The organism is Pseudomonas lini (assembly GCF_030812475.1).
Taxonomy (GTDB): Bacteria; Pseudomonadota; Gammaproteobacteria; order Pseudomonadales; family Pseudomonadaceae; genus Aquipseudomonas; species Aquipseudomonas lini_A.
In genome coordinates this window covers 41,373-63,794 of sequence record NZ_JAUSSR010000011.1, presented here as the reverse complement: position 1 = coordinate 63,794, position 22,422 = coordinate 41,373, and the positions used below count along the sequence as shown (strand labels likewise).

At 59.7% G+C, this 22,422-nt stretch carries 20 protein-coding genes; 12 read left to right on the top strand and 8 right to left on the bottom strand.

Annotated features, from left to right (window positions below):
* Nucleotides 1–15 precede the first annotated feature (15 nt).
* The 7 genes from rplS (at nucleotide 16) to J2W17_RS21100 (ending at nucleotide 7,703) form a co-directional block, all read left to right on the top strand.
* The gene (gene rplS / locus J2W17_RS21130) at nucleotides 16–366 is read left to right on the top strand and encodes a 50S ribosomal protein L19 (protein ID WP_055103485.1); all 351 of its coding nucleotides are present in this window, start codon (nucleotides 16–18) and stop codon (nucleotides 364–366) included.
* 310 nt (nucleotides 367–676) lie between these two features.
* Complete coding sequence (xerD, locus tag J2W17_RS21125; protein WP_150746864.1) at nucleotides 677–1,573, top strand: site-specific tyrosine recombinase XerD; 897 nt, start codon at nucleotides 677–679, stop codon at nucleotides 1,571–1,573.
* Nucleotides 1,574–1,827: 254 nt separating this feature from the next.
* On the top strand, nucleotides 1,828–2,559 hold the full coding sequence (gene dsbC / locus J2W17_RS21120) for a bifunctional protein-disulfide isomerase/oxidoreductase DsbC (protein ID WP_307338728.1): 732 nt from the start codon (nucleotides 1,828–1,830) through the stop codon (nucleotides 2,557–2,559).
* A gap of 133 nt (nucleotides 2,560–2,692) precedes the next feature.
* Nucleotides 2,693–3,997: a homoserine dehydrogenase gene (locus J2W17_RS21115; protein ID WP_307338725.1), complete on the top strand. Its 1,305-nt coding sequence runs from the start codon at nucleotides 2,693–2,695 to the stop codon at nucleotides 3,995–3,997.
* Between the two features lie 108 nt (nucleotides 3,998–4,105).
* Complete coding sequence (gene thrC, locus J2W17_RS21110) at nucleotides 4,106–5,515, top strand: threonine synthase (protein WP_307338722.1); 1,410 nt, start codon at nucleotides 4,106–4,108, stop codon at nucleotides 5,513–5,515.
* Between the two features lie 299 nt (nucleotides 5,516–5,814).
* Nucleotides 5,815–7,167 (top strand): transporter substrate-binding domain-containing protein, encoded by a 1,353-nt coding sequence (locus J2W17_RS21105; protein WP_307338719.1) that lies wholly within the window; start codon nucleotides 5,815–5,817, stop codon nucleotides 7,165–7,167.
* A 248-nt stretch (nucleotides 7,168–7,415) separates the two neighbouring features.
* Complete coding sequence (locus tag J2W17_RS21100; RefSeq protein WP_307338715.1) at nucleotides 7,416–7,703, top strand: DUF3509 domain-containing protein; 288 nt, start codon at nucleotides 7,416–7,418, stop codon at nucleotides 7,701–7,703.
* 171 nt (nucleotides 7,704–7,874) lie between these two features.
* On the opposite strand, the gene J2W17_RS21095 is transcribed toward J2W17_RS21100, so the two are convergent.
* Nucleotides 7,875–8,816 carry a TIGR02285 family protein gene (locus J2W17_RS21095; protein ID WP_373460015.1) on the bottom strand — a complete coding sequence of 314 codons (942 nt, stop codon included), beginning with the start codon at nucleotides 8,814–8,816 and terminating at the stop codon, nucleotides 7,875–7,877.
* Nucleotides 8,797–9,996, bottom strand: coding sequence for a CaiB/BaiF CoA transferase family protein (locus tag J2W17_RS21090; protein ID WP_307338708.1), 1,200 nt, complete (start codon nucleotides 9,994–9,996; stop codon nucleotides 8,797–8,799). The genes J2W17_RS21095 and J2W17_RS21090 overlap by 20 nt, the downstream gene beginning before the upstream one ends.
* Before the next feature lie 148 nt (nucleotides 9,997–10,144).
* Between J2W17_RS21090 and J2W17_RS21085 the strand changes: the two genes are divergently transcribed.
* The 3 genes from J2W17_RS21085 (at nucleotide 10,145) to J2W17_RS21075 (ending at nucleotide 13,839) form a co-directional block, all read left to right on the top strand.
* The gene (locus tag J2W17_RS21085; RefSeq protein ID WP_307338705.1) at nucleotides 10,145–10,687 is read left to right on the top strand and encodes a YaeQ family protein; all 543 of its coding nucleotides are present in this window, start codon (nucleotides 10,145–10,147) and stop codon (nucleotides 10,685–10,687) included.
* A 66-nt stretch (nucleotides 10,688–10,753) separates the two neighbouring features.
* Entirely contained in the window at nucleotides 10,754–12,463 is a 1,710-nt protein-coding gene (gene recJ / locus J2W17_RS21080) for a single-stranded-DNA-specific exonuclease RecJ (RefSeq protein WP_307338701.1), read from the top strand.
* 269 nt (nucleotides 12,464–12,732) lie between these two features.
* A complete protein-coding gene (locus J2W17_RS21075; RefSeq protein ID WP_307338698.1) occupies nucleotides 12,733–13,839 on the top strand; it encodes an NADH:flavin oxidoreductase/NADH oxidase in 1,107 nt (368 codons plus the stop codon).
* A 131-nt stretch (nucleotides 13,840–13,970) separates the two neighbouring features.
* Here the strand turns inward: J2W17_RS21075 and J2W17_RS21070 are convergent, their stop codons facing one another.
* Nucleotides 13,971–15,596: a glucan biosynthesis protein D gene (locus J2W17_RS21070; RefSeq protein WP_307338693.1), complete on the bottom strand. Its 1,626-nt coding sequence runs from the start codon at nucleotides 15,594–15,596 to the stop codon at nucleotides 13,971–13,973.
* A 413-nt stretch (nucleotides 15,597–16,009) separates the two neighbouring features.
* Here J2W17_RS21070 and J2W17_RS21065 point away from each other — a divergent pair, with 413 nt between their 5' ends.
* Both J2W17_RS21065 and J2W17_RS21060 read left to right on the top strand, forming a co-directional pair.
* Complete coding sequence (locus J2W17_RS21065) at nucleotides 16,010–16,195, top strand: hypothetical protein (protein ID WP_150765962.1); 186 nt, start codon at nucleotides 16,010–16,012, stop codon at nucleotides 16,193–16,195.
* Nucleotides 16,196–16,268: 73 nt separating this feature from the next.
* Nucleotides 16,269–16,442 carry an AbrB family transcriptional regulator gene (locus J2W17_RS21060; RefSeq protein WP_307338688.1) on the top strand — a complete coding sequence of 58 codons (174 nt, stop codon included), beginning with the start codon at nucleotides 16,269–16,271 and terminating at the stop codon, nucleotides 16,440–16,442.
* A 142-nt stretch (nucleotides 16,443–16,584) separates the two neighbouring features.
* Here J2W17_RS21060 and J2W17_RS21055 read toward each other — a convergent pair whose 3' ends face one another.
* The 5 genes from J2W17_RS21055 to ydcS all read right to left on the bottom strand — a co-directional run bounded on the left by J2W17_RS21055 (nucleotide 16,585) and on the right by ydcS (nucleotide 22,324).
* Nucleotides 16,585–18,009, bottom strand: a complete 1,425-nt coding sequence (locus J2W17_RS21055; protein WP_307338685.1) for a gamma-aminobutyraldehyde dehydrogenase — start codon at nucleotides 18,007–18,009, stop codon at nucleotides 16,585–16,587.
* A 177-nt stretch (nucleotides 18,010–18,186) separates the two neighbouring features.
* Nucleotides 18,187–18,996 (bottom strand): ABC transporter permease, encoded by an 810-nt coding sequence (locus J2W17_RS21050; protein ID WP_307338682.1) that lies wholly within the window; start codon nucleotides 18,994–18,996, stop codon nucleotides 18,187–18,189.
* Nucleotides 18,986–19,933: an ABC transporter permease gene (locus J2W17_RS21045; RefSeq protein ID WP_307338679.1), complete on the bottom strand. Its 948-nt coding sequence runs from the start codon at nucleotides 19,931–19,933 to the stop codon at nucleotides 18,986–18,988. The genes J2W17_RS21050 and J2W17_RS21045 overlap by 11 nt, the downstream gene beginning before the upstream one ends.
* Nucleotide 19,934: 1 nt before the next feature.
* Nucleotides 19,935–20,972, bottom strand: coding sequence for an ABC transporter ATP-binding protein (locus J2W17_RS21040; protein ID WP_307338676.1), 1,038 nt, complete (start codon nucleotides 20,970–20,972; stop codon nucleotides 19,935–19,937).
* Between the two features lie 200 nt (nucleotides 20,973–21,172).
* Nucleotides 21,173–22,324 (bottom strand): putative ABC transporter substrate-binding protein YdcS, encoded by a 1,152-nt coding sequence (ydcS, locus tag J2W17_RS21035; RefSeq protein ID WP_307338673.1) that lies wholly within the window; start codon nucleotides 22,322–22,324, stop codon nucleotides 21,173–21,175.
* Between the last annotated feature and the right edge of the window lie 98 nt (nucleotides 22,325–22,422).

Here is a 22,422-nt window from a genome sequence, read left to right as displayed (position 1 = left end):
CCTTAGGAGCACAGCATGACTAACAAAATCATCCTTGCACTCGAAGCAGAGCAGATGACCAAAGAGATCCCTACCTTTGCCCCGGGCGACACCATTGTCGTTCAGGTGAAAGTGAAGGAAGGCGACCGTTCGCGTCTGCAAGCGTTCGAAGGTGTTGTTATCGCCAAGCGTAACCGCGGCGTAAACAGTGCTTTCACCGTGCGTAAAATCTCCAACGGTGTTGGCGTAGAGCGTACTTTCCAGACCTACAGCCCGCAAATCGACAGCATGGCCGTTAAACGTCGCGGTGACGTACGTAAAGCCAAGCTGTACTACCTGCGTGACCTGTCCGGTAAAGCAGCTCGCATCAAGGAAAAACTGTCTTAAGTTCAGACAGCTTCCGATGCAGAAAAAAGCAGCCTACGGGCTGCTTTTTTGTTGCCCGCGATTTACCCCCGAATTTCGTTCCAGGCCCGCCTGGGTTTGCTAGCTGATCCGGAACCGAGTTGAGGCTTTCGCGAGCAAGCCCGCTCCCACACTGGATCTCCTGTGAGCGCGGTATGTGTGTGCACCCGAGATCAATGTGCGGGCTTGCTTGCGAATCGATCTGTCAGCCGCGGCTGTCATCAACTGATGCTGTAAAGCCCAGGCCGGCTATGAAAGACTTGCCGTCAGTTTTCCAGTTACCTGAGCCTCTATGCCCGCCATTGACCACCCACTGATAGACCAGTTCCTTGATGCCCTGTGGCTGGAGAAAGGCCTGTCCGACAACACCCGCGATGCCTATCGCAGCGACCTGGCCTTGTTCAACGGTTGGTTACAAGAGAAAGGACTGGAGTTGATCAACGCTGGCCGCGAATTGATCCTCGACCACCTTGCCTGGCGCCTGGAACAAAACTACAAACCCCGTTCAACGGCACGATTCCTCTCCGGCGTGCGTGGGTTTTATCGCTATTTATTGCGGGAAAAGCTGATTGCCGTCGATCCGACCTTGCGCGTCGATATGCCCCAGCTCGGCAGGCCATTGCCTAAATCCCTGTCGGAAGCCGATGTGGAGGCGCTGCTCAAGGCACCGGACTTGAGCGAAGCCATCGGTCAGCGTGACCGCGCCATGCTCGAAGTGCTGTATGCCTGTGGATTGCGAGTCACCGAGCTGATCAGCCTGACGCTGGAGCAGGTCAACCTGCGCCAGGGTGTGCTGCGGGTGATGGGCAAGGGCAGCAAGGAGCGACTGGTGCCGATGGGCGAAGAGGCGATCGTCTGGGTCGAACGCTACCTGCGCGATGGCCGCAATGAGCTGCTGGGTGGGCGTCCCAGCGATGTCATGTTCCCCAGCCAGCGCGGAGAACAGATGACCCGCCAGACCTTCTGGCACCGTATCAAGCACCAGGCCAAGGTCGCCGGAATCGGCAAGTCGCTGTCGCCGCACACGTTGCGCCACGCCTTCGCCACGCACTTGCTCAATCACGGTGCCGACCTGCGAGTCGTGCAGATGCTGCTGGGGCACAGCGATTTGTCGACCACCCAGATCTACACTCACGTTGCCCGGGCGCGCTTGCAAGACCTGCATGCCAAACACCACCCGCGCGGCTGAGTTGATCCCTTGTGGGAGCGGGCTTGCTCGCGAATGCGGTGGGTCAGGCGAAGATGATGTCAACTGACAAGCCGCCTTCGCGAGCAAGCCCGCTCCCACAATGAATTACGTTGCCGCAATGTCTTGCGTCAGGCGCATTCGGCCACAGGGGCCATATGTGGTAGGCTTTGCCGGTTTGCACGATGGGCGGTTATGACCCGGTGTTTCGGCACGGGCGTTCTGATCGTCCCATTTGTCCGCCCTCAGGAGTTCTCATGCGTCTGACCCAGATTTTCGCCGCCGCAGTCATTGCGTTGGTCAGCACCTTTGCCGTCGCCGATGACGCGGCCGACAAAGCCATTCGAAAAAGCCTGGAAAACCTCCAGCTCGAAGTTCCGGTTGAAACCATCACCGCCAGTCCATTGCCAGGGCTGTACGAAGTCAGGCTCAAGGGCAGCCGCGTGCTGTATGCCAGCGCCGACGGCCAATACGTGGTTCAGGGCTACATGTTCCAGCTCAAGGACGGCAAGCCGGTCAACCTGACCGAGAAGACCGAGCGCCTGGGCGTCTCGAAACTGGTCAATGCGATTCCGGTAGCGGACACCGTGGTTTACCCGGCGATCGGCGAAACCAAATCCCACATCACCGTGTTCACCGATACCACCTGCCCGTACTGCCACAAGCTGCACGCCGAAGTGCCCGAGCTGAACAAGCGCGGCATCGAAGTTCGTTACGTGGCGTTTCCGCGCCAGGGCCTGGGCTCGCCGGGTGACGAACAGCTGCAGGCGGTCTGGTGCTCGAAAGACAAGAAGGCCGCCATGGACAAGATGGTCGATGGCAAGGAAATCAAGGCCGCCAAGTGCGACAACCCGGTTTCCAGGCAGTTCGCCCTGGGTCAGTCGATCGGCGTGAACGGTACACCGGCCATCGTTTTGGCTGATGGTCAGGTCATTCCGGGCTACCAGCCAGCGCCACAAGTCGCCAAACTGGCGCTGGGTGCGAAATAAAGTTCGTATCGTCACGGTCAGCCTTTGACGATCATGGTAGGGCGGTCAATCGCCTGGCCATCAATAGAGAGCCGCGAGTATGCGGTTGTTTTCACGGCCGGCCTCGAGTCGGCCGTTTTATGGGGAGTTCACAGTGAAACCGGTCAAAGTAGGCATCTGTGGGTTAGGGACCGTCGGTGGCGGTACCTTCAACGTACTTCAGCGCAACGCCGAGGAAATTGCTCGTCGTGCCGGGCGTGGAATCGAAGTGGCACAAATTGCCACGCGCACGCCAAAGCCTCAGTTCCAGACGACCGGTATTGCGATTACCAACGATGTGTTCGAAGTGGCCACGAACCCTGAGATCGACATCGTCATAGAGCTGGTGGGCGGCTACACCGTTGCCCGCGAGCTGGTACTCAAGGCCATCGAGAATGGCAAGCATGTGGTCACCGCGAACAAGGCACTGATCGCCGTTCACGGTAATGAAATTTTCGCCAAGGCTCGCGAGAAGGGCGTCATCGTGGCGTTCGAAGCGGCCGTGGCCGGTGGCATCCCGGTGATAAAGGCGATCCGTGAAGGCCTGTCCGCCAACCGCATCAACTGGGTCGCCGGGATCATCAACGGCACCGGCAACTTCATCCTCACCGAAATGCGTGAGAAGGGTCGCACCTTCGAAGACGTACTGGCCGAGGCGCAAGCCCTGGGTTACGCCGAAGCGGATCCGACCTTCGACGTCGAAGGCATCGACGCCGCCCACAAGCTGACGATCCTGGCGTCCATTGCGTTCGGTATTCCGCTGCAATTCGATAAGGCTTACACCGAAGGCATCACCAAGCTGACCACCGCTGACGTGAATTACGCCGAAGCACTGGGCTATCGCATCAAGCACCTGGGCGTAGCGCGCAGCACCGCGGCCGGCATCGAATTGCGAGTGCACCCGACGCTGATCCCGGCCGATCGCCTGATCGCCAACGTCAATGGCGTGATGAATGCGGTCATGGTCAACGGCGACGCCGCCGGTTCGACCCTGTTCTACGGCGCGGGCGCCGGCATGGAGCCGACCGCTTCGTCGGTGATCGCCGACCTGGTGGACGTGGTTCGCGCCATGACCTCCGACCCGGAAAACCGCGTGCCGCACCTGGCTTTCCAGCCGGATTCGCTGTCGGCGCACCCGATCCTGCCGATCGAAGCCTGCAAAAGTGCCTACTACCTGCGTATCCAGGCCAAGGATCATCCTGGCGTACTGGCCCAGGTGGCGAGCATCCTGTCGGAACGTGGCATCAACATCGAATCGATCATGCAGAAGGAAGTCGAAGAACACGACGGCCTGGTGCCAATGATCATGCTGACGCACCGTGTGCTGGAACAGCACATGAACGATGCGATCACCGCCCTGGAGGCCTTGGAAGGCGTGGTGGGCCCGGTCGTACGGATCCGCGTCGAGCACCTGAACTAAACAAAAGCAGCGGCAAGCTGCAAGCTTCAAGCGGCAAGTAAAGGCAGTTTGGCTTTAACTTGTAGCCTGTAGCTTGAAGCTTGAAGCCCAAACCGAAGGTTTGCCCTTATGCGTTATATCAGTACCCGCGGCCAGGCACCGGCCCTGAATTTCGAAGACGTCCTGCTGGCCGGCCTCGCCACCGACGGCGGTTTGTACGTCCCGGAAAACCTGCCACGTTTTACCCAGGAAGAAATCGCTTCCTGGGCCGGCCTGCCATACCACGAACTGGCCTTCCGGGTGATGCGCCCGTTCGTCACCGGCAGCATTCCCGATGCCGATTTCAAAAAGATTCTTGAAGAAACCTATGGCGTGTTTTCCCACAACGCCGTGGCACCGTTGCGTCAGCTGAATGGCAACGAATGGGTGCTGGAGCTGTTCCACGGCCCGACCCTGGCGTTCAAGGACTTCGCCCTGCAACTGCTCGGTCGTCTGCTCGACTACGTGCTGGAAAAGCGCGGTGAGCGCGTGGTCATCGTTGGCGCCACTTCCGGTGACACCGGTTCGGCCGCCATCGAAGGCTGCAAGCACTGCGAAAACGTCGACATCTTCATCCTGCACCCGCACAACCGCGTGTCTGAAGTGCAGCGCCGGCAGATGACCACTATTTTCGGCGAGAACATCCACAACATCGCCATCGAAGGCAACTTCGATGACTGCCAGGAAATGGTCAAGGCCAGCTTCGCCGACCAGAGCTTCCTCAAGGGCACGCGCCTGGTGGCGGTGAACTCGATCAACTGGGCGCGGATCATGGCCCAGATTGTCTACTACTTCCACGCAGCCCTGCAGTTGGGCGGCCCGGCGCGTTCGGTATCGTTCTCGGTGCCCACCGGCAACTTCGGCGATATCTTCGCCGGTTACCTGGCACGCAACATGGGCCTGCCGATCAACCAGTTGATCGTCGCCACCAACCGCAACGACATCCTGCACCGCTTCATGAGCGGTAACCAGTACGTCAAGGAAACCCTGCACGCCACACTGTCGCCGTCCATGGACATCATGGTGTCGTCGAACTTCGAACGTCTGCTGTTCGACCTGCACGGTCGCAATGGCGCAGCGATTGCCGGCCTGATGGACAACTTCAAGCAAGGTGGCGGTTTCAGCGTCGAACAGGAACGCTGGACCGAAGCCCGCAAACTGTTCGACTCCCTTGCCGTGGACGATGCACAAACCTGCGAGACCATCGCCGAAGTCTTCGAGCAGACGGGCGAGCTGCTGGATCCGCATACGGCCATTGGCGTCAAGGCCGCGCGCGAATGCCGTCGCAGCCTGGATATTCCGATGGTGATCCTGGGCACGGCCCACCCGGTCAAATTCCCGGACGCCGTGGAAAAAGCCGGTGTAGGAAAAGCGCTTGAACTGCCTGTGCATCTTGCTGATTTGTTTGAGCGAGATGAGCGCTGCACGGTTTTGCCGAATGACCTGAAGGCCGTGCAGGCCTTTGTCAGCCAGCATGGCAACCGCGGCAAGCCTCTGTAACCGGCATAAGCTGTCACACATTGAAGCCCGTCTCCTGACGGGCTTTCTCGTTTTCGGATGTCACACTTGTCGTATTTCGAACATGAGGAATCGCCCTCAAGGACGTAATGCTGTTCAGTTAAGCGCAATGCGCTTTTCTGTAGGAGCGAGCTTGCTCGCGATGGGCTCAAGAGCGCCGCGTATAGCCAGTAAACACGCGTTATCGTTAACGACCATCGCGAGCAAGCTCGCTCCTACAATTTCCTAACTGATCAGCATTGCCTTCAAGGACGGGCGATTCGATGAACAGGGAAGTGACAATGCCATTTTTCAAAGGATTGAAACCCGCCGCCTGTTGGATGTGTTTACTTGGAGCCATGGGCGTCGCGCATTGGGTGATGGCGGCGTATTCGGCGACACCTGAATCCAAGGGCGCAATCGCTGGCACGACGATAAGACTCAATGCCCAGGAACTGCAATGGATCGCCGAGAACCCGCGAGTCATTGTCGCGTCCAAGCAGTATCCGCTGTATCTGTTCAAGGATGAGCAGGGTCAATGGAGCGGCTTGTACGCCGATGTGCTCACTCGCATCAGCGCCATGACCGGACTGCAGTTCGTGCATGAGGAGACGTTTTCCACCGAGCAGATGCTGGAGCAGCTCGAAAGTGGCTCGGCGAACATGAGTACGACCTTGTCGATGAATGACGAGCGCAAGGGGTTTCTGGATTTCAGCCACGCGTTCGGTGGCGCAGGTTGGGTATTGATCGGACGGGCAGGGGAGCCTCCGTTGAAATCCCTGGATCAACTGTCGAGGCGAGTGTTGGTGCTGCCGGCCCGGCACGCCCTCGAATCAATGATTCGCCGTGACTACCCGGCCATCCATTTGCATTCGGTCAAGACCTACGCCGAGGCCCGGGCGCTGGTCGAAATCGGTGAGGCCGATGCCACCATCTACTCCGAGATCGGAGCGCATGTTTACCCGTCGGGACAGCTCAGGGTCGGGAATGTGGTGGAGGGTAAATGGGACGCCGATTACCTGGCGTTAGGCAAGGGTCAGCCGCAGTTGTTGAGTATTCTCAACAAGGCGCTTGAAGCGTTTTCGCCTGCTGAGTTGCGCGCCATTCGCCTGAAATGGTCCAGTGGCAGCGCTCCGTTACAAGCGCCCGCTCCATGGCAACCACTGACAACGTGGGGCTGGGGGAGCGGGGGAGCTATCGGCATATTCGCACTTTCGATACTTTGGCATCGTCGGCTCAAGGCCATGACCCGGCAGCGTCGAGCGGCCGAAACAGACCTGCGTGAGCAACTGGCTTTTCAACATGCGTTGATGGACGCCATGCCCGATCCGATGTTTGTTCGTGATCTGGAAGGCCGGTTGGTCATGTGCAATAAAAGTTATGAAGAAAGCTTGTCGACTCGCTTCGACCAGGTTCAGGGGCGGCAGTTGATCGAACTCGATATCTTGCCCAGGGAGACCGCCGAACTGCTGCATGCCGAGGTCATGGCACACCTGGGTACTCGCAAGGCGAGCTTTTGTGAGCGTCGGTTGCTGTTCAAGAGTGGGCCCAGGGATATTTACCAGTGGGCGGTGCCGTTCTACAGCGCCGACGGAACTATGCGCGGACTGCTGGGTGGATGGTGCGATATCGGCAAGTATAAAAAGCAGGCGTAAAAAACAACTCCCTGCAGGGGCTGTCTCGCGAAGCGAGGCTGCGATCTTTTGATCTTGCCGTTGCTTTTCTTCGGCACTGGATCTAGCGCCTCTGTTTTATCCTTGTCATCTTTGCCATGCATGCTCCATCAACCAGAGACGCCGATGTCTGCGCTATCGGCATTCAGAACTTTCCTCCAGGGCCAGTGGTCATTTACAGTGGACACGCCCCAGGCACTATGTTTTCGGACTATTGAGTGGTGATCGAGATGGAAAGTATCAGTCTATTGCTCGGTGAGGCTCTGAGCCCGTATCAGGTAACGTTGACCCCGTCGGGACCCCAGGGCGAATGCCTGGTGACGCTGAAAAATTCGACTGGCGCCATTGTGGTCGAACGGGAATTCAACCAGGCACAGTTGACCGACAAGCGTCTGCTGACGGATGTGGTCGACGGATTGCATCGCGATGTGTTGATTGCCGAAGGGCGTCTGGAGCCCTGCGTGATCGCAGCGTTACGCAATGCTGCCCAGGGCAAGTCCCTGGCCAGCCGAAAATGAAATTGTCCTCTGTGGGAAACTTCCTGCTCCCGGGTCGGTCAGAGCATGTAACAGCAGGATCAAGCATTGTGCTCCGGTGCTTGTAGCTTGCTGTTACTGGTCTTTATGTAGGCCACGTTTAACCCCGAGTCGTCTCCCCACTTCTCGGGGTTTCTTTTTGTCCGCGATTTGTCATTGCCCGGCCTGCTCGCTGAAAAATGCCCTGCTGGCTTCGAGGTAGTCGCTTCGACTGTCGGGGTCCAGCCAGGCGGCATAAGCCTCGCTCAAGCGCTCGTGGCGCAGCGTGCGCAGCAGTTGGTTGATCTCGACGATGGCCTGGCGGCCCTGAGGGGTGTCAGTACAGCCGATATAACCGGACAGGTATTTGCTCGTGCCGTGGATCGGATAGAACTCCAATTCGTCCTCCGCGAGCCCCTGCTGCCGGGCCTGGTAGCGGATCTCCGAGCGGTAACCCAACAGCAGTCGCAAGCGTCCCAGGCGTTGCATCTGCAACAGGCTGCCCAGCGCGTCGTTGCCGTAGTGGAGCGTCAGCGCATGGGCCGGTGCCTGTTTTAGAAGGGCATCGAGATACTCGCCATAGTTGCGCTCGGCAATGACTCCCAGCTTCTCGCCGCCACTGGCCAGCAGGGCCGCCAGGTCCACTTCGCCATCCTTGAGAAAAGGTGTCAGCAGCGCCCGATCGACGCGCCGCACTGCCAGGCCATTGCTGATCGCCCGAAAGACCGGGATGGAAAACGCCATCCAGCTGGCGCGGTCTTCGCTCCAGTTCAGCGCCGCATCGCAGGTGAGGGAGGGCTCGCGGAGCATTTGCAAGCCGCGAGCGCGATTGACCCGCATCAGCGTGTGTTGGTACTGCGGCATGCGAGCGATCAGCAACGGCAGCAGTTGATCGATGACGCCCTGGCCTTTTTCCGGTCCTTCGAAAATCATCAGCGGCGGAAGGTCGCGCAACAGCCAGACCAGGGTTTCCTTGGGCTGCGCCGACGTCGCCTGAGCCTGACCGGCAAGCAAGAGGAAAACCGCGATTGCGCGCAGGGTTCGTCCGCCGCCCGCCAGGCAGTGGACGATGAGACGTGCCGGCAGGCGCTGCAGCTTAGATGGCGCCGTTTTCACGCAGCTTTGCGATCTGTTCCTTGTCATAACCAAGGTCGTTCAGTACCTGCGCATTGTGTTCGCCCAACTGCGGCCCGACCCATTCCGATGTGCCGGGTGTGTCCGAGAGTTTCGGAACGATTCCCGGCATCTTGAAATCCTTGCCATCCGGCAACTTGGCCTTGAGAAACATTTCCCTGGCCAGGTACTGCGGATCGCTGAACATGTCTTCGGCACTGAAGATCCGGCTCGCCGGTACGTCGGCCTGATTCAACTGGCTGATGATGGCATCCAGCGGCAGTGAGTTGACCCAGCGATCAATCACCCCATAAATCTCGTCGCGACGGCCGTCGCGCCCATCGTTGCTGGCCAATAGCGGGTCGTTGGCCAGGTCTTCCCGGCCGATGAGCAACATGAAGCGCTTGAAGATGGCATCGCCGTTGGCACCGATCTGCACATGTTTGCCGTCGGCGCTGGTGTGGATCGAAGAGGGCGTGATGCCGGGCATGATGTTGCCGGTGCGTTCGCGGATGAAACCGAACACGTCGAACTCCGGGACCATGCTTTCCATCATGGCGAAGATCGCTTCGTACAGCGCCACATCGACCACCTGGCCCAGGCCGCCGTTGACCTCGCGATGACGCAGAGCCATCAGTGCACCAATCACGCCCCAGAGTGCGGCAATCGAATCGCCGATGGAGATTCCGGTGCGCACCGGTGGCCGGTCTTCGAAACCGGTGATGTAGCGCAGGCCGCCCATGGATTCACCGACGGCGCCAAACCCTGGTTGATCCTTCATCGGTCCGGTCTGACCGAAGCCCGAAAGGCGCACCATCACCAGTTTCGGGTTCAGTGCGTGCAGGACTTCCCAGCCCAGGCCGAGTTTTTCCAGGACGCCCGGGCGAAAATTTTCGATCAGAATGTCCGCTTCGCCGAGCAGCTTTTTCAGAATCGCCAGGCCGTCCGGATGCTTGAGGTTCAGCGTCAGGGATTTTTTGTTGCGTGCCTGGACGAACCACCACAACGAGGTGCCTTCGTAAAGCTTGCGCCATTTGCGCAAGGGGTCGCCACCGTCCGGAGATTCAATCTTGATCACTTCGGCACCGAATTCACCACAAATGCGCGAGGCGAATGGCCCGGCGATCAAAGTGCCCAATTCGATGACTTTCAGGCCTGAGAGCGGTTTGGCGGTAAACGGCATGCTGGATCCTGTAGGACATAGGCTTAACGGGTAGAGCGTTTTAGCATAGCCCGGCGTCGGCCGCCCAAGGTTGATTCGCCTTCAATTCGTTGAATGCCGGTCGCATCGGTTAGACTTGCCGCCTTTCCACGTATCAAGAAGCCCGTTCATGGCCCAGCCGTCCACGACCTACAAGTTTGAACTGAACCTCACCGACCTCGATCGCAGCATCTACGAGAGCGTGAAGCAGACCATCGCCCGTCACCCGTCGGAAACCGAAGAGCGCATGACCGTGCGGCTGCTGGCCTACGCCTTCTGGTACAACGAGCAGCTGTCGTTCGGTCGCGGTCTGTCAGACGTCGATGAGCCAGCGCTGTGGGAAAAGAGCCTGGACGACCGTGTCCTGCACTGGATCGAAGTCGGCCAGCCGGACGCCGATCGTCTGACCTGGTGCTCGCGCCGCACCGAACGCACCAGCCTGCTGGCCTACGGCAGCCTGCGCGTCTGGGAAAGCAAAGTGATCCCGGCGATCAAGAACCTGAAAAACGTGCACATCGCCGCAGTACCCCAGGACGTCCTGGAGACCCTGGCCAAAGACATGCCACGCGTGATCAAGTGGGATGTGATGATCAGCGAAGGGACGATTTTCGTCACCGACGACCGTGGCCAACACGAAGTGCAGCTGCAGTGGCTGAGCGGCGAACGCGGCTGATCGATCTGCACGGCTCCGCACCCACCGGTTTTGTCCCACCTATCCAAGAGAAGCACCTGTCACCCCATGCGCATCGAACCTCGCCTGTTGCCCGACACCCTGCCATTCCTCGGTGATTTGCCGCCACTGCTGACCCGTCTGTACGCGGCGCGGGGCGTACAGTCCGAAGTCGAGCTGGACAAGAGCCTGGCGCGGCTGATTCCGTTCCAGCGGCTCAAAGGTATCGAGGGCGCGGTGGATTTGCTGGTCGCGGCGCTGGAGCAGCGCCAGCGGATTCTGATCGTTGGTGACTTCGACGCCGACGGGGCGACGGCCAGTACCGTGGGGATGCTGGGGTTGCAGCTGTTGGGCGCGGCTCACGTCGACTACCTGGTGCCGAACCGCTTCGAATACGGTTACGGCCTGACCCCGGAAATCGTCGAAGTCGCACTGACCCGCGACCCTCAACTGCTGATCACCGTGGATAACGGCATTTCCAGCGTCGAAGGCGTGGCGGCGGCGAAAAAGGCCGGGCTCAAGGTCCTGGTCACCGACCACCACTTGCCTGGTGACGAGCTGCCGCTGGCCGATGCCATCGTCAATCCCAACCAGCCGGGTTGTGAGTTCCCGAGCAAGGCGCTGGCCGGGGTCGGGGTTATTTTTTACGTACTGATGGCTTTGCGTGCGCGTCTGCGCAGCCTGGGCTGGTACGAACGCACGCCACAGCCGAATATCGGCGAGTTGCTGGACCTGGTGGCCCTGGGCAGCGTCGCCGACGTGGTGCCGCTGGATGCCAACAACCGGATTCTGGTGCACCAGGGCCTGGAGCGCATTCGCGCCGGGCGTGCACGACCGGGGATCAAGGCGATTCTCGAAGTGGCCAAGCGTGACCCTGCGCGCATTACCTCCACCGATCTGGGGTTCATTGTCGGACCACGGCTGAACGCGGCCGGGCGGCTGGATGACATGAGCCTGGGCATCGAATGCCTGCTCACCGAAGACGCCGGGCTTGCGCGTGAAATGGCGGCACAGCTCGACGGCATGAACCAGGATCGCAAATCCATCGAGCAGGGCATGCAGCGTGAGGCCCTGGCCCAGCTCAAGGATTTGCCTGTGGAGTCGATGCCGTTCGGTTTGTGCCTGTTCGATCCCGAGTGGCACCAGGGTGTCATCGGCATCCTCGCCTCGCGGATGAAAGAGCGCTATTTCCGTCCGACCATCGCCTTTGCCGATGCGGGCGATGGCCTGCTCAAGGGCTCGGGGCGTTCGGTCCAGGGGTTTCATATTCGCGATGCCTTGAGCGTGGTGGCGGCGCAGCATCCGAATCTGATCAGCAAATACGGCGGCCATGCCATGGCGGCGGGCCTGACACTGCCGGAAGCGAATTTTCCGTTGTTCGCCGAAGCCTTCGATGCCGAAGTCCGTCGGCAATTGCGCGAGGAAGACCTGACCGGTCGCCTGCTGTCGGACGGCACCCTGGCGGTTGAGGAATTCCACCTGGAACTGGCCCGTGCCCTGCGTCATGCCGGCCCTTGGGGGCAGCACTTTCCGGAGCCGCTGTTTCATGGGGTGTTCCAGTTGGTCGAGCAGCGCGTCGTTGGCGAGCGGCACCTCAAGGTGGTGCTGAGAAGCGAATGTGGCTCGGTGAAACTTGACGGTATTGCCTTTGGCATCGACCGCGACATCTGGCCGAATCCGACCATCAAATGGGTGGAACTGGCCTACAAGCTCGACCTCAACGAGTTTCGCGGGAATGAGACGGTGCAGTTGATGATTGTCCACATCGAACCGCGTTGACCCCGCCGCGAACAAGCTCGCTCCCACAGGGTTCACGCAAACCCTGTGGGAGCGAGCTTGCTCGCGATAGCGATCTCTCTGACACCGAATTCATCTGAACCCTCCCTCATCCTACGATGTCGACTAGGCTCTAAGCACTGCTTGATAATCCTTGTGACGTCTTGTCGAATTTTTTGCCCGCGGGGGCGGGTGCTGCAGCTTTTTTTCCTGTCACTCGTCGACTTTCAAACAGAACCCTGGAGCCTGACCACTGATTCGAGAGGTGCCCCATGAGTCTGCTGCTTGAACCCTATACCATTCGCCAATTGACCCTGCTCAACCGCATTGCGGTCTCGCCGATGTGCCAGTACTCAAGCGTGAATGGCCTGGCCAATGACTGGCACCTGGTCCACCTTGGCAGCCGCGCGGTCGGCGGCGCCGGCCTGGTGTTTACCGAAGCCACGGCGGTCACCGCCGATGGACGGATCACCGCCGATGACCTCGGTCTGTGGAACGACGAACAGATCGAACCCCTGCAACGCATCACCCGTTTCATCACCGCCCAGGGCGCCGTCGCCGGCATTCAACTGGCCCACGCCGGGCGCAAGGCCAGTACTCACAGGCCGTGGCTGGGCAAGCATGGCAGCGTCAAACCCGATGACGGTGGCTGGGTTCCGGTCGGGCCTTCGCAGATTGCTTTTGACCCCCAGCACACCCAACCCAGGCAGCTTGATGAAGGCCAGATCGCCGACGTCATCCAGGCTTTCGTCGAGTCGGCGAAAAGAGCGTTGACCGCCGGTTTCAAAGTGGTGGAAATACACGCCGCCCACGGTTATCTGTTGCACCAGTTCCTGTCGCCCTTGAGTAATCAGCGACGGGATCAATATGGCGGTTCGTTCGAGAATAGAATTCGGCTGGTGCTCCAAGTCACCGAGGCGGTGCGCGCGGTCTGGCCCGAGGAGCTGCCGCTGTTTGTACGGGTGTCGGCAACCGATTGGGTGGAAGACGGCTGGAACCCCGATGAAACCGTCGAGCTGGCGCGGCGCCTTCACGCGTTGGGCGTGGACCTGATTGACGTTTCGTCGGGTGGTACAGCGGTCAACGCCGAGATTCCCACAGGGCCGGGTTATCAGACCCGCTTCGCCGAGCGTGTGCGCAAGGAGTCAGGCATTGCCACCGGCACGGTAGGGATGATCACCGAACCTGCCCAGGCCGAGCACATATTGCGCACTTGCCAGGCCGACATCATCTTCCTGGCTCGGGAACTGCTGCGCGATCCATACTGGCCACTGCATGCCGATGACGACCTGGGTGGGCGCAAGGCCATCTGGCCGGCGCAGTATCAGCGGGCAACCCATCGGGAACAGCCGATTCATGAGTCGGATTTGCGTGACTGAATGGAGCTCTAGAACCAAAAAGCCCCGGTCGAGTTGACTGGGGCTTATGTTTTTCTGAGAGGAGTATTCAGTGTTTGTGCTGCCGTCTTCGCGAGCAAGTCGAAGGGGCCGGTTCAGACAACCCCTTCCTGTCAGGTGTACTTACGCTTCTCCGGCGCCGGCGGGAAGTACTGGTACAACCAGGTTTCACTCAAGGTCCGGTCATTGGTGCGAATGAACAACCGCAGCTCCACCGGGGCCACGCTGTCGTTGGTCGGGTACCAGTCGAACGTGATCCGATAGCCCTTGATGGCATCCAGCACCAGCACGTTGAAGTCTTTCACCTCGCCGTTCGAGCAGGTCACCACGGGCTCGATCCCCGCGCCTTCCGGCAAGCGATCAAGACCGCCGCCCGTGAAATCCACGGCAAACCGGCGTGCCCAGACTTCCGGGTAATGCTCGCCAGGTGCCCAGCCTTCGATGAAGCCGCCCATGCCCGAACGGGTTGCATTGACCCGTGCCAGTGGCGTACTCACCGGTGGCAGTGCGCTCCAGTAGAGCTTGTAGCCGTAATTCAGCGAGTCGCCTGCCGCCACCGGTTTTTTCGGAGTCCAGAAGGCGACGATGTTATCCAGGGTTTCGCCTGTCGTAGGAATTTCCAACAAATCGATCGAGCCTTCGCCCCATGCCGTCGTAGGTTCTACCCACAGGCTTGGACGCTTGCTGTACCAGTCGACGGTATCCTGGTAATTGGCGAACTCGTGGTCGGTCTGTACCAGACCGAAACCTTTTGGATCGGTGTCGGCAAAAGCGTTGAATTGCAGGGTGGCCGGATTGTTCAGGGGACGGCAGATCCATTCGCCATTGCCACGCCACATTGCCAGGCGATCGGAGTCGTGGATTTGTGGATGAATGGTGTCGCACATGCGGCGCTCATGGGTGCCGCAGCTGAACATGCTGGTCATCGGCGCGATGCCCAGCTGTTCGATGGCGGTGCGCGCATTGATGTGAGCATCGATGGCCATCACCACCCGTTCGGCCTGGCAATCGATGTCGAAACGGTAGGCGCCGGTAGCGCTCGGCGAATCCAGTAGCGCATAGACCACGAAGCGAGTGCTGTCCTTGTCCGGCGTCTCGAACCAGAACTTGGTGAAGTCCGGGAATTCCTCGCGCTTTTTGGCATAGGTATCGATCGCCAGGCCGCGGGCCGACAGACCGTACTGGCCAGAGGCATCTACCGCACGGAAATAACTGGCGCCGAGGAAGGACAACACGTCGTGCCTGTCCAATTCCGGGGCCTTGAACAGCTTGAACCCGGAAAAGCCCAGGTCGCCGGTCAATTGCTTGGTGTCGACCGTGGTTTTTTCATAGTTGAACAGGTTCGGGCGGAAATGCACCTCACGCGACTGCCGCGTCTTGGGGTCGACGCTGTACATGCGCACCGGCTGTTTGAAACCCATGCCGACGTGGAAAAACTGCACATCCAGTTGACCCTTCAGGTCTTTCCACAGGGAGTGGTTGCCGTCGTAGCGGATCGCGTTGAAGTTCTGCGGGGTCATGGTCGCCAGGGTCGGCGGCAATACCTGTTTGGTGTCCTGATAGCGGCTACCGGCCAGTTGCTTGGCCTGGATCTTCAAGGCTTCGAAGTCGAACGCCTGAGCCTCGCCATCGGCCGCTCCGTTACCGGCCCAGGCTCGAGCGGCCAGCAGGCCGGAGGCGGATAGACCGGTGTAAGCCGCGATGGCCATGGACGCTTTGAGCAAATTCCTGCGGTGCATAAGTACAACCTGTCGTGAACAATCCTGCACCGTTCCTGGCACGTTGGATCAAAAATGGAGGTTCGGACATGCCTTCGGCCAAACGCAACGGACTTTAAACAGATGCCAAATAGCTTAAACCGTTCGGTCCCGGAGAAAAAATGATTGATGGCCTGACAATAGCGCAGCAAGTGAAACAAGACATGTCAGTAAAAATTTCTGACAGCGATTTCTGATTTGCAGGGCATTTCTGCTTTTTTCGATTAATTACTCTAAAAATCGCTTTTCAGCCCGGATAACTTCCTATTCTATGGGCATGACCGGTTTCTGCCCTCAGGCCGGTGAGGTTCAGCTGGCACCAGGTGACCGCTGAAAAAAGGGTAGGGCGATGCGGCTTTTCAAGTTTTTCTCTGACGTATAGAAGGACATCGTCCATGTCGAAAGTACAAGGCATCACCGAAATGTTGGGAATCTTTCCGTGCCTGGTCTCCGGGCGGAGGAGGCGTCGGCTCAATTCCGAGGAAATGAAGCTGGTGGAGCGCTATCGCGAGTTGTCGGAGAGCGACCGGATAGCCATGCGCTATCTGGTGGACGCGATGCGGAGTGTTTCGCGGTTTTGAGCAGGACTGGATAGGGCCGTGGCACCGGTGCCACGGCCGGATCCTCTCATTGACCGGTGTTCAGGTAGCTATCATGTCGACAATCAAGAGCAATAAAGGCCAAGTCACGATTCCCGAGCCAATTCGGGATGAAGAAGACAAGGCGGGCGAGGCCGGTGTCTCTGATCGGCTCGAGGCCGTTCGGGGTAAAGCTGATATCAAAGGACGAACCGACGATTTGATGACGTTACTGCGAGGTGAAGACTGATGATGTGGGTCGACGCCGCTGAACGGTGTTTTCCTTGAAGCAGCGTTGAGGCTATCGCGAGCAAGCTTGCTCCTACGGGTTGGTGGCGTTCAGATGATTGGATACGCCATAAAACCTGGAGCGAGACCTGCCCGCGAAGCTTTTAATGCTTGAACATCACATGCCGCACCACCGTGTAATCCTCCAGCCCATACAAGGACATGTCCTTGCCATACCCCGACAACTTCTGCCCGCCATGGGGCATTTCGCTGACCAGCATGAAATGCGTGTTCACCCAAGTGCAGCCGTACTGCAAGCGTGCCGACAGGCGATGCGCACGACCGACGTCCGAGGTCCAGACCGAGGACGCCAGGCCGTAGTCCGAGTCGTTGGCCCAGCCCAGCACCTGCGCCTCATCGGTGAATCGGGTCACTGACACCACCGGCCCGAACACTTCGCGGCGGACGATTTCGTCGTCCTGCTGCGCGTCGGCCAGCACCGTCGGCTCGAAGAAGTAGCCATCGCCTTCCACAACCTTGCCTCCGGTGATCAAGCGGATGTGCGGCTGTGCCACGGCACGCGCGACGAATCCGGCCACGCGGTCGCGGTGTTGCGCGGTGATCAGCGGGCCCAGCTCGGTCGACGGATCATCCTGCACGCCATGCTTGATGCTGCTGACCGCCGCGCCGAGTTTCTCGACGAAGCTGTCGTAAATGCCTTCCTGCGCATAGATGCGGCACGCGGCGGTGCAGTCCTGGCCGGCGTTGTAGAAGCCGAAGGTGCGAATGCCTTCCACCGCGGCGTCGATGTCGGCGTCGTCGAAGATGATCACCGGCGCCTTGCCTCCCAATTCCATGTGCAGGCGTTTGACGCTGTCGGCGGTGCTGGAAATGATGTTCGAACCCGTCGCGATCGAACCGGTCAGCGACACCATGCGCACCTTCGGATGGTTGACCAGCGGGCTGCCGACCGTAGGACCACGGCCGAACACCAGGTTGAGCACACCGGCAGGTAAAATTTCCGACGCCAGTTGCGCCAGACGCATCGCGGTCAGCGGGGTTTGTTCCGACGGCTTGAGCACCACGGTATTACCGGCGGCCAAGGCTGGGGCGATTTTCCAGGCGACCATCATCAGGGGGTAGTTCCACGGTGCGATGGAGGCGATCACGCCCACGGGGTCGCGGCGGATCATCGACGTGTGCCCGGGCAGGTATTCACCGCCGGCCGAACCACTCATGCAGCGGCTGGCGCCGGCGAAGAAACGAAACACGTCGGCAATCGCCGGGATCTCGTCGTTCAACGCGGCAGTGTAGGGTTTGCCGCAGTTGTCCGATTCCAGTTTGGCCAGCTCCTCGCCGTGGGCTTCGATGGCGTCGGCCAGTTTGAGCAGCAACAGCGAGCGGTCTTTCGGCGAGGTTTGCGACCAGCTTTCGAAGGCGCTGTCGGCGGCGCGCACGGCAGCGTCGACCTGGGCTTCGCTGGCTTCGTTGATGTCCACCAGTAAGCGGCCCAGCGCCGGGTTGAACACCGGTTGGGCCGGGCCTTCGCCGTCGATCAGTTGGCCGTTGATCAGGAGTTGGGTTTGCATGGCTTTGTCCTCTTCGAATTCGAATCCATTGTTTTTCTGTGTGGAAACCGGTCACCTGTAGGAGCTGGCTTGCCGGCGAAAGCGGTATGTCAGCTACATTGATGCTGGCTGACCTGACGCCTTCGCTGGCAAGCCAGCTCCTAGAGTCTTCAGCGTCTACCTGAAATATGGGGTCAGCTATTTCCCGCCACTCCCCGCCACACTCTCCCCACCCCGGGTCAAGTAATACGCGCCGAGTATCGGCAGCATGGTCACCATCATCACCAGCATCGCGACGACGTTGGTCACCGGCACGTCCCGTGGGCGGCTGAGCTGGTTGAGCAGCCACAGCGGCAGGGTGCGTTCATGGCCTGCGGTGAAGGTGGTGACGATGATTTCGTCGAACGACAGCGCAAACGCGAGCATGCCGCCGGCCAGCAACGCCGAGCCGAGGTTGGGCAGGATGATGTAGCGGAATGTCTGCCAACCGTCGGCGCCAAGGTCCATCGACGCTTCGATCAAATTGTGCGAGGTGCGGCGCAACCGGGCGATGACGTTGTTGTAGACGATCACCACGCAGAAGGTCGCGTGGCCGACGATGATGGTGAACATGCCCGGCTCGATGCCCAGCGTCTTGAAGGTCGCCAACAGCGCGATACCGGTGATGATTCCGGGTAAGGCGATCGGCAGGATCAGCATCAGCGAGATGCCCTGCTTGCCGAAGAAGTCCCGCCGGTACAACGCCGCCGCCGCCAGCGTGCCCAAGACCAGTGCAATAAGTGTAGCAACGGCCGCAATCTGCAATGACAGCTTGATCGCTTCCAGCACGTCGGGCCGCGAGAACGCCACGCCGATCCATTTCAGGGTGAAGCCCCTGGGCGGGAAGCTGAACGCCGCGTCTTCGGTGTTGAAGGCATACAGGAAGATGATCATGATCGGGAAGTGCAAGAACACCAACCCGCCCCAGGCTGCGATGCGCAGTCCCAAAGAAGCCTTTTCAGAGTGCATCGAAAGCTCCCAGTCGCTTGACGATTGCAAGGTAGATGGCGATCAGCACGATCGGCACCAGCGTGAACGCCGCGGCCATGGGCATGTTGCCGATCGCGCCTTGCTGCGCATACACCATGCTGCCAACGAAGTAACCCGGCGGGCCCACCAGCTGCGGCACGATGAAATCGCCCAGGGTCAGGGAAAAGGTGAAGATGGAACCGGCGGCAATGCCCGGAATCGACAGTGGCAACGTCACTTGCATGAAGGTCTGGCGCGGAGTTGCCCCAAGGTCGGCCGAGGCTTGCAACAGCGATGGCGGCAGACGTTCAAGGGAGGCCTGGATCGGCAGGATCATGAACGGCAGCCAGATATAGACGAAGACCATGAAGCGCCCCAGGTGCGAGGTCGATAAAGTGCTGCCGCCTACGCCGGGAATGCCCAGCACCCACTGCAATGCCGGCTCCAGCCCCAGGTGTTGAACGAACCACTGCGCGACGCCGCCCTTGGCCAGCAGCAAGGTCCAGGCATACGCCTTGACGATGTAACTGGCCCACATCGGCATCATCACCGCGATGTAGAAAAACGCCTTGGTCTTGCCGCTGGTGTAGCGCGCCATGTAGTAGGCGATCGGGAAGGCCACGACGGCGCTGGCAATCGACACGACGACGGCCATGCTCAGCGTGCGCAGGATGATGTCGAAGTTCGACGGATGGAACAGTGCTGCGAAGTTCGCCAGGGTCAGGTCGGGGGTGACCGCCATGGTGAAGTCATCGAAGGTGTAGAAGCCTTGCCACAACAGCACCAGCAGCGAACCGAGATAGATCGCACCGAACCACAGCAGCGGCGGCACCAGCAGCAGCGACAGGTAAAAATTCGGTCGGCGATACAGCAGGTTGGAAAACCTGCGCAACGGCGAACCGCCCGACGGGGTTTGAGGGATGGCCACGCTGGTCATCTCACACCCCACCGACAATGTTGTCGTGCAGCGGGATCATCGCCTCGCGCGCCCAGCGTGCGCTGACGCGTTGCCCGGTCTGATGCTGGGCGCTGACGTCCAGCCATTGCACGTTGGCCTGGCTGATGTTCAGGGTCTGGCCGTTTTCCAGTTTCAGTTCATAGCGTGTGGCGCTGCCCTGGTACTGAATGTCGTGGAGCAAGCCGCTGACTTCAATCTCGTGGCTGGCCAGCGGCCCTTCGGCGAAACGCACGTGTTCCGGGCGAATCGAAAACGGCTGTGGATTGCCACTCAATTGCTTGGCCAGATCGCCGCGAATCACGTTGGAGGTACCGACGAATTCAGCGACGAATGTGGTGGCCGGTTTCATGTACAGGTTGCGCGGGGTGTCGACCTGCTCGATGCGACCCTTGTTGAACACCGCCACGCGGTCGGACATCGACAGCGCTTCGGTCTGGTCGTGGGTGACGAAGATGAAGGTGATGCCGAGCTGGCGTTGCAGCTTCTTCAACTCGCTCTGCATCTGTTCGCGCAGCTTCAAGTCGAGGGCGCCCAACGGCTCGTCGAGCAGCAGCACGCGAGGTCGATTGACCAGAGCGCGGGCCAGGGCCACACGCTGGCGCTGGCCGCCGGACAGTTGCACCGGCTTGCGCTCGCCGTAACCGTCGAGGGCGACCATGTCGAGGGCTTCTTCGGCGCGTTTCTGCCGTTCGGCTTTACCGACGCCTTTGACTTTCAAGCCATAGGCGACGTTGTCGAGCACGTTCATGTGCGGGAACAGCGCGTAATCCTGAAACACCGTATTGACGTCACGCTCATACGGCGGCAGCCCGGCGGCTTCTTCGCCATGAATTCGGATAGAGCCAGCGCTCGGTTGTTCGAAACCGGCGATCAGGCGCAAACAGGTGGTTTTGCCCGAGCCGGAAGGGCCCAGCATGGAGAAAAACTCGCCGTCCTGGATATCGATGGAAACCCGGTCAACCGCTTTCACTTCGCCGAATTGACGGGAAACGTTGGTGAACTGGACTGCAAGCGTCATGGTGCGGTGCTCCAAAAAGGCGAGGGCCGTCACAGCGGCCCTGCCTGGACTTCTGAAAAGTCTGAATCAATGATCGTTCCCATGCTCTGCGTGGGAATGCCGCCGGTGACGCTCTGCGTCATTTTTGCGCGAATGGACGCGGAGCGTCCGGTGATGCATTCCCACGCAGAGCGTGGGAACGATCAATCAGTGGCGGTGTGTTATCTGCCGCCCATGATCGCGATGTAATCCTGGGTCCAGCGGCTGTAAGGCACGAACTTGCCCCCTTCTGCCTGCGGGGTTTTCCAGAAAGCGATCTTCTCGAACTGGTCGAAACCGTTGGTCTTGCAACCTTCGGCGCCGAGCAATTCGCTCTCGTTGCACGCTGCAGGAACCGCCGGCAGCGAGCCGAACCACGCCGCGAGGTCACCCTGTACTTTCGGTTGCAGCGACCAGTCCATCCACTTGTAGGCACAATTGGGATGCTTGGCCTCGGCATGCAACATGGTGGTGTCGGCCCAGCCTGTTGCGCCTTCCTTGGGAATAACCGAGGCAATAGGCTGCTTGTCCGCCACCAGGCCATTGACCATGTAGCCCCAGGTGCTGGACGCCACGACACCTTCGTTCTTGACGTCGCTCATCTGCACGGTTGCGTCATGCCAGTAGCGGTGGATCAACGGCTGTTGCTTGCGCAGCAGGTCCAGTGCCGCCTTGTATTGTTCTTCGTTGAGCTGGTACGGGTCCTTGATTCCCAGTTCCGGCCGTGTTGCCTTGAGGTAGAGCGCCGCGTCGGCGATATAGATCGGACCATCGTAGGCCTGGACCCGGCCCTTGTTGGACTTGCCGTCCGGCAATGTCTGTTCCTCGAATACCACACTCCAGCTGTCGGGGGCGGTCTTGAACACGTTGGTGTTGTACATCAACACGTTCGGACCCCATTGGTATGGGGTGCCGTAGGTCTTTTTATCGACGACATACCACGGGCCATCCTTGAGACGAGGGTCAATGTTCTTCCAGTTCGCAATCAACGCCGTGTTGATCGGCTGCACACGCTTGCCGGCGACCAGGCGCAGGGACGCATCACCCGACGCGGTGACCAGGTCATAACCGCCCTTGGTCATCAGGCTGACCATCTCATCGGACGTGGCGGCCGTCTTGACGTTGACCTTGCACCCGGTTTCCTTCTCGAAACCGGTGACCCAGTCGTAGGCCTTGTCGCTCTCGCCACGTTCGATGTAGCCAGGCCAGGCCACGATATCCAGCTGGCCTTCACCGGCACCGACGGCCTTCAGCGGTTCGGCCGCCTGGATGCTGGCACTGGTCAGCAGTGCGGTGGTGATTGCACTGAGCAGTGCGGTCTTGTGCACGAACATGGTGTTTCCCTCTTCTTTAATTATGGTCGAGGCGGTTTCTGAACGTGGTGGAGCCATTGCCGGTACGGCTAATTGTTAGCGTAGTGCGCTTTTTATAA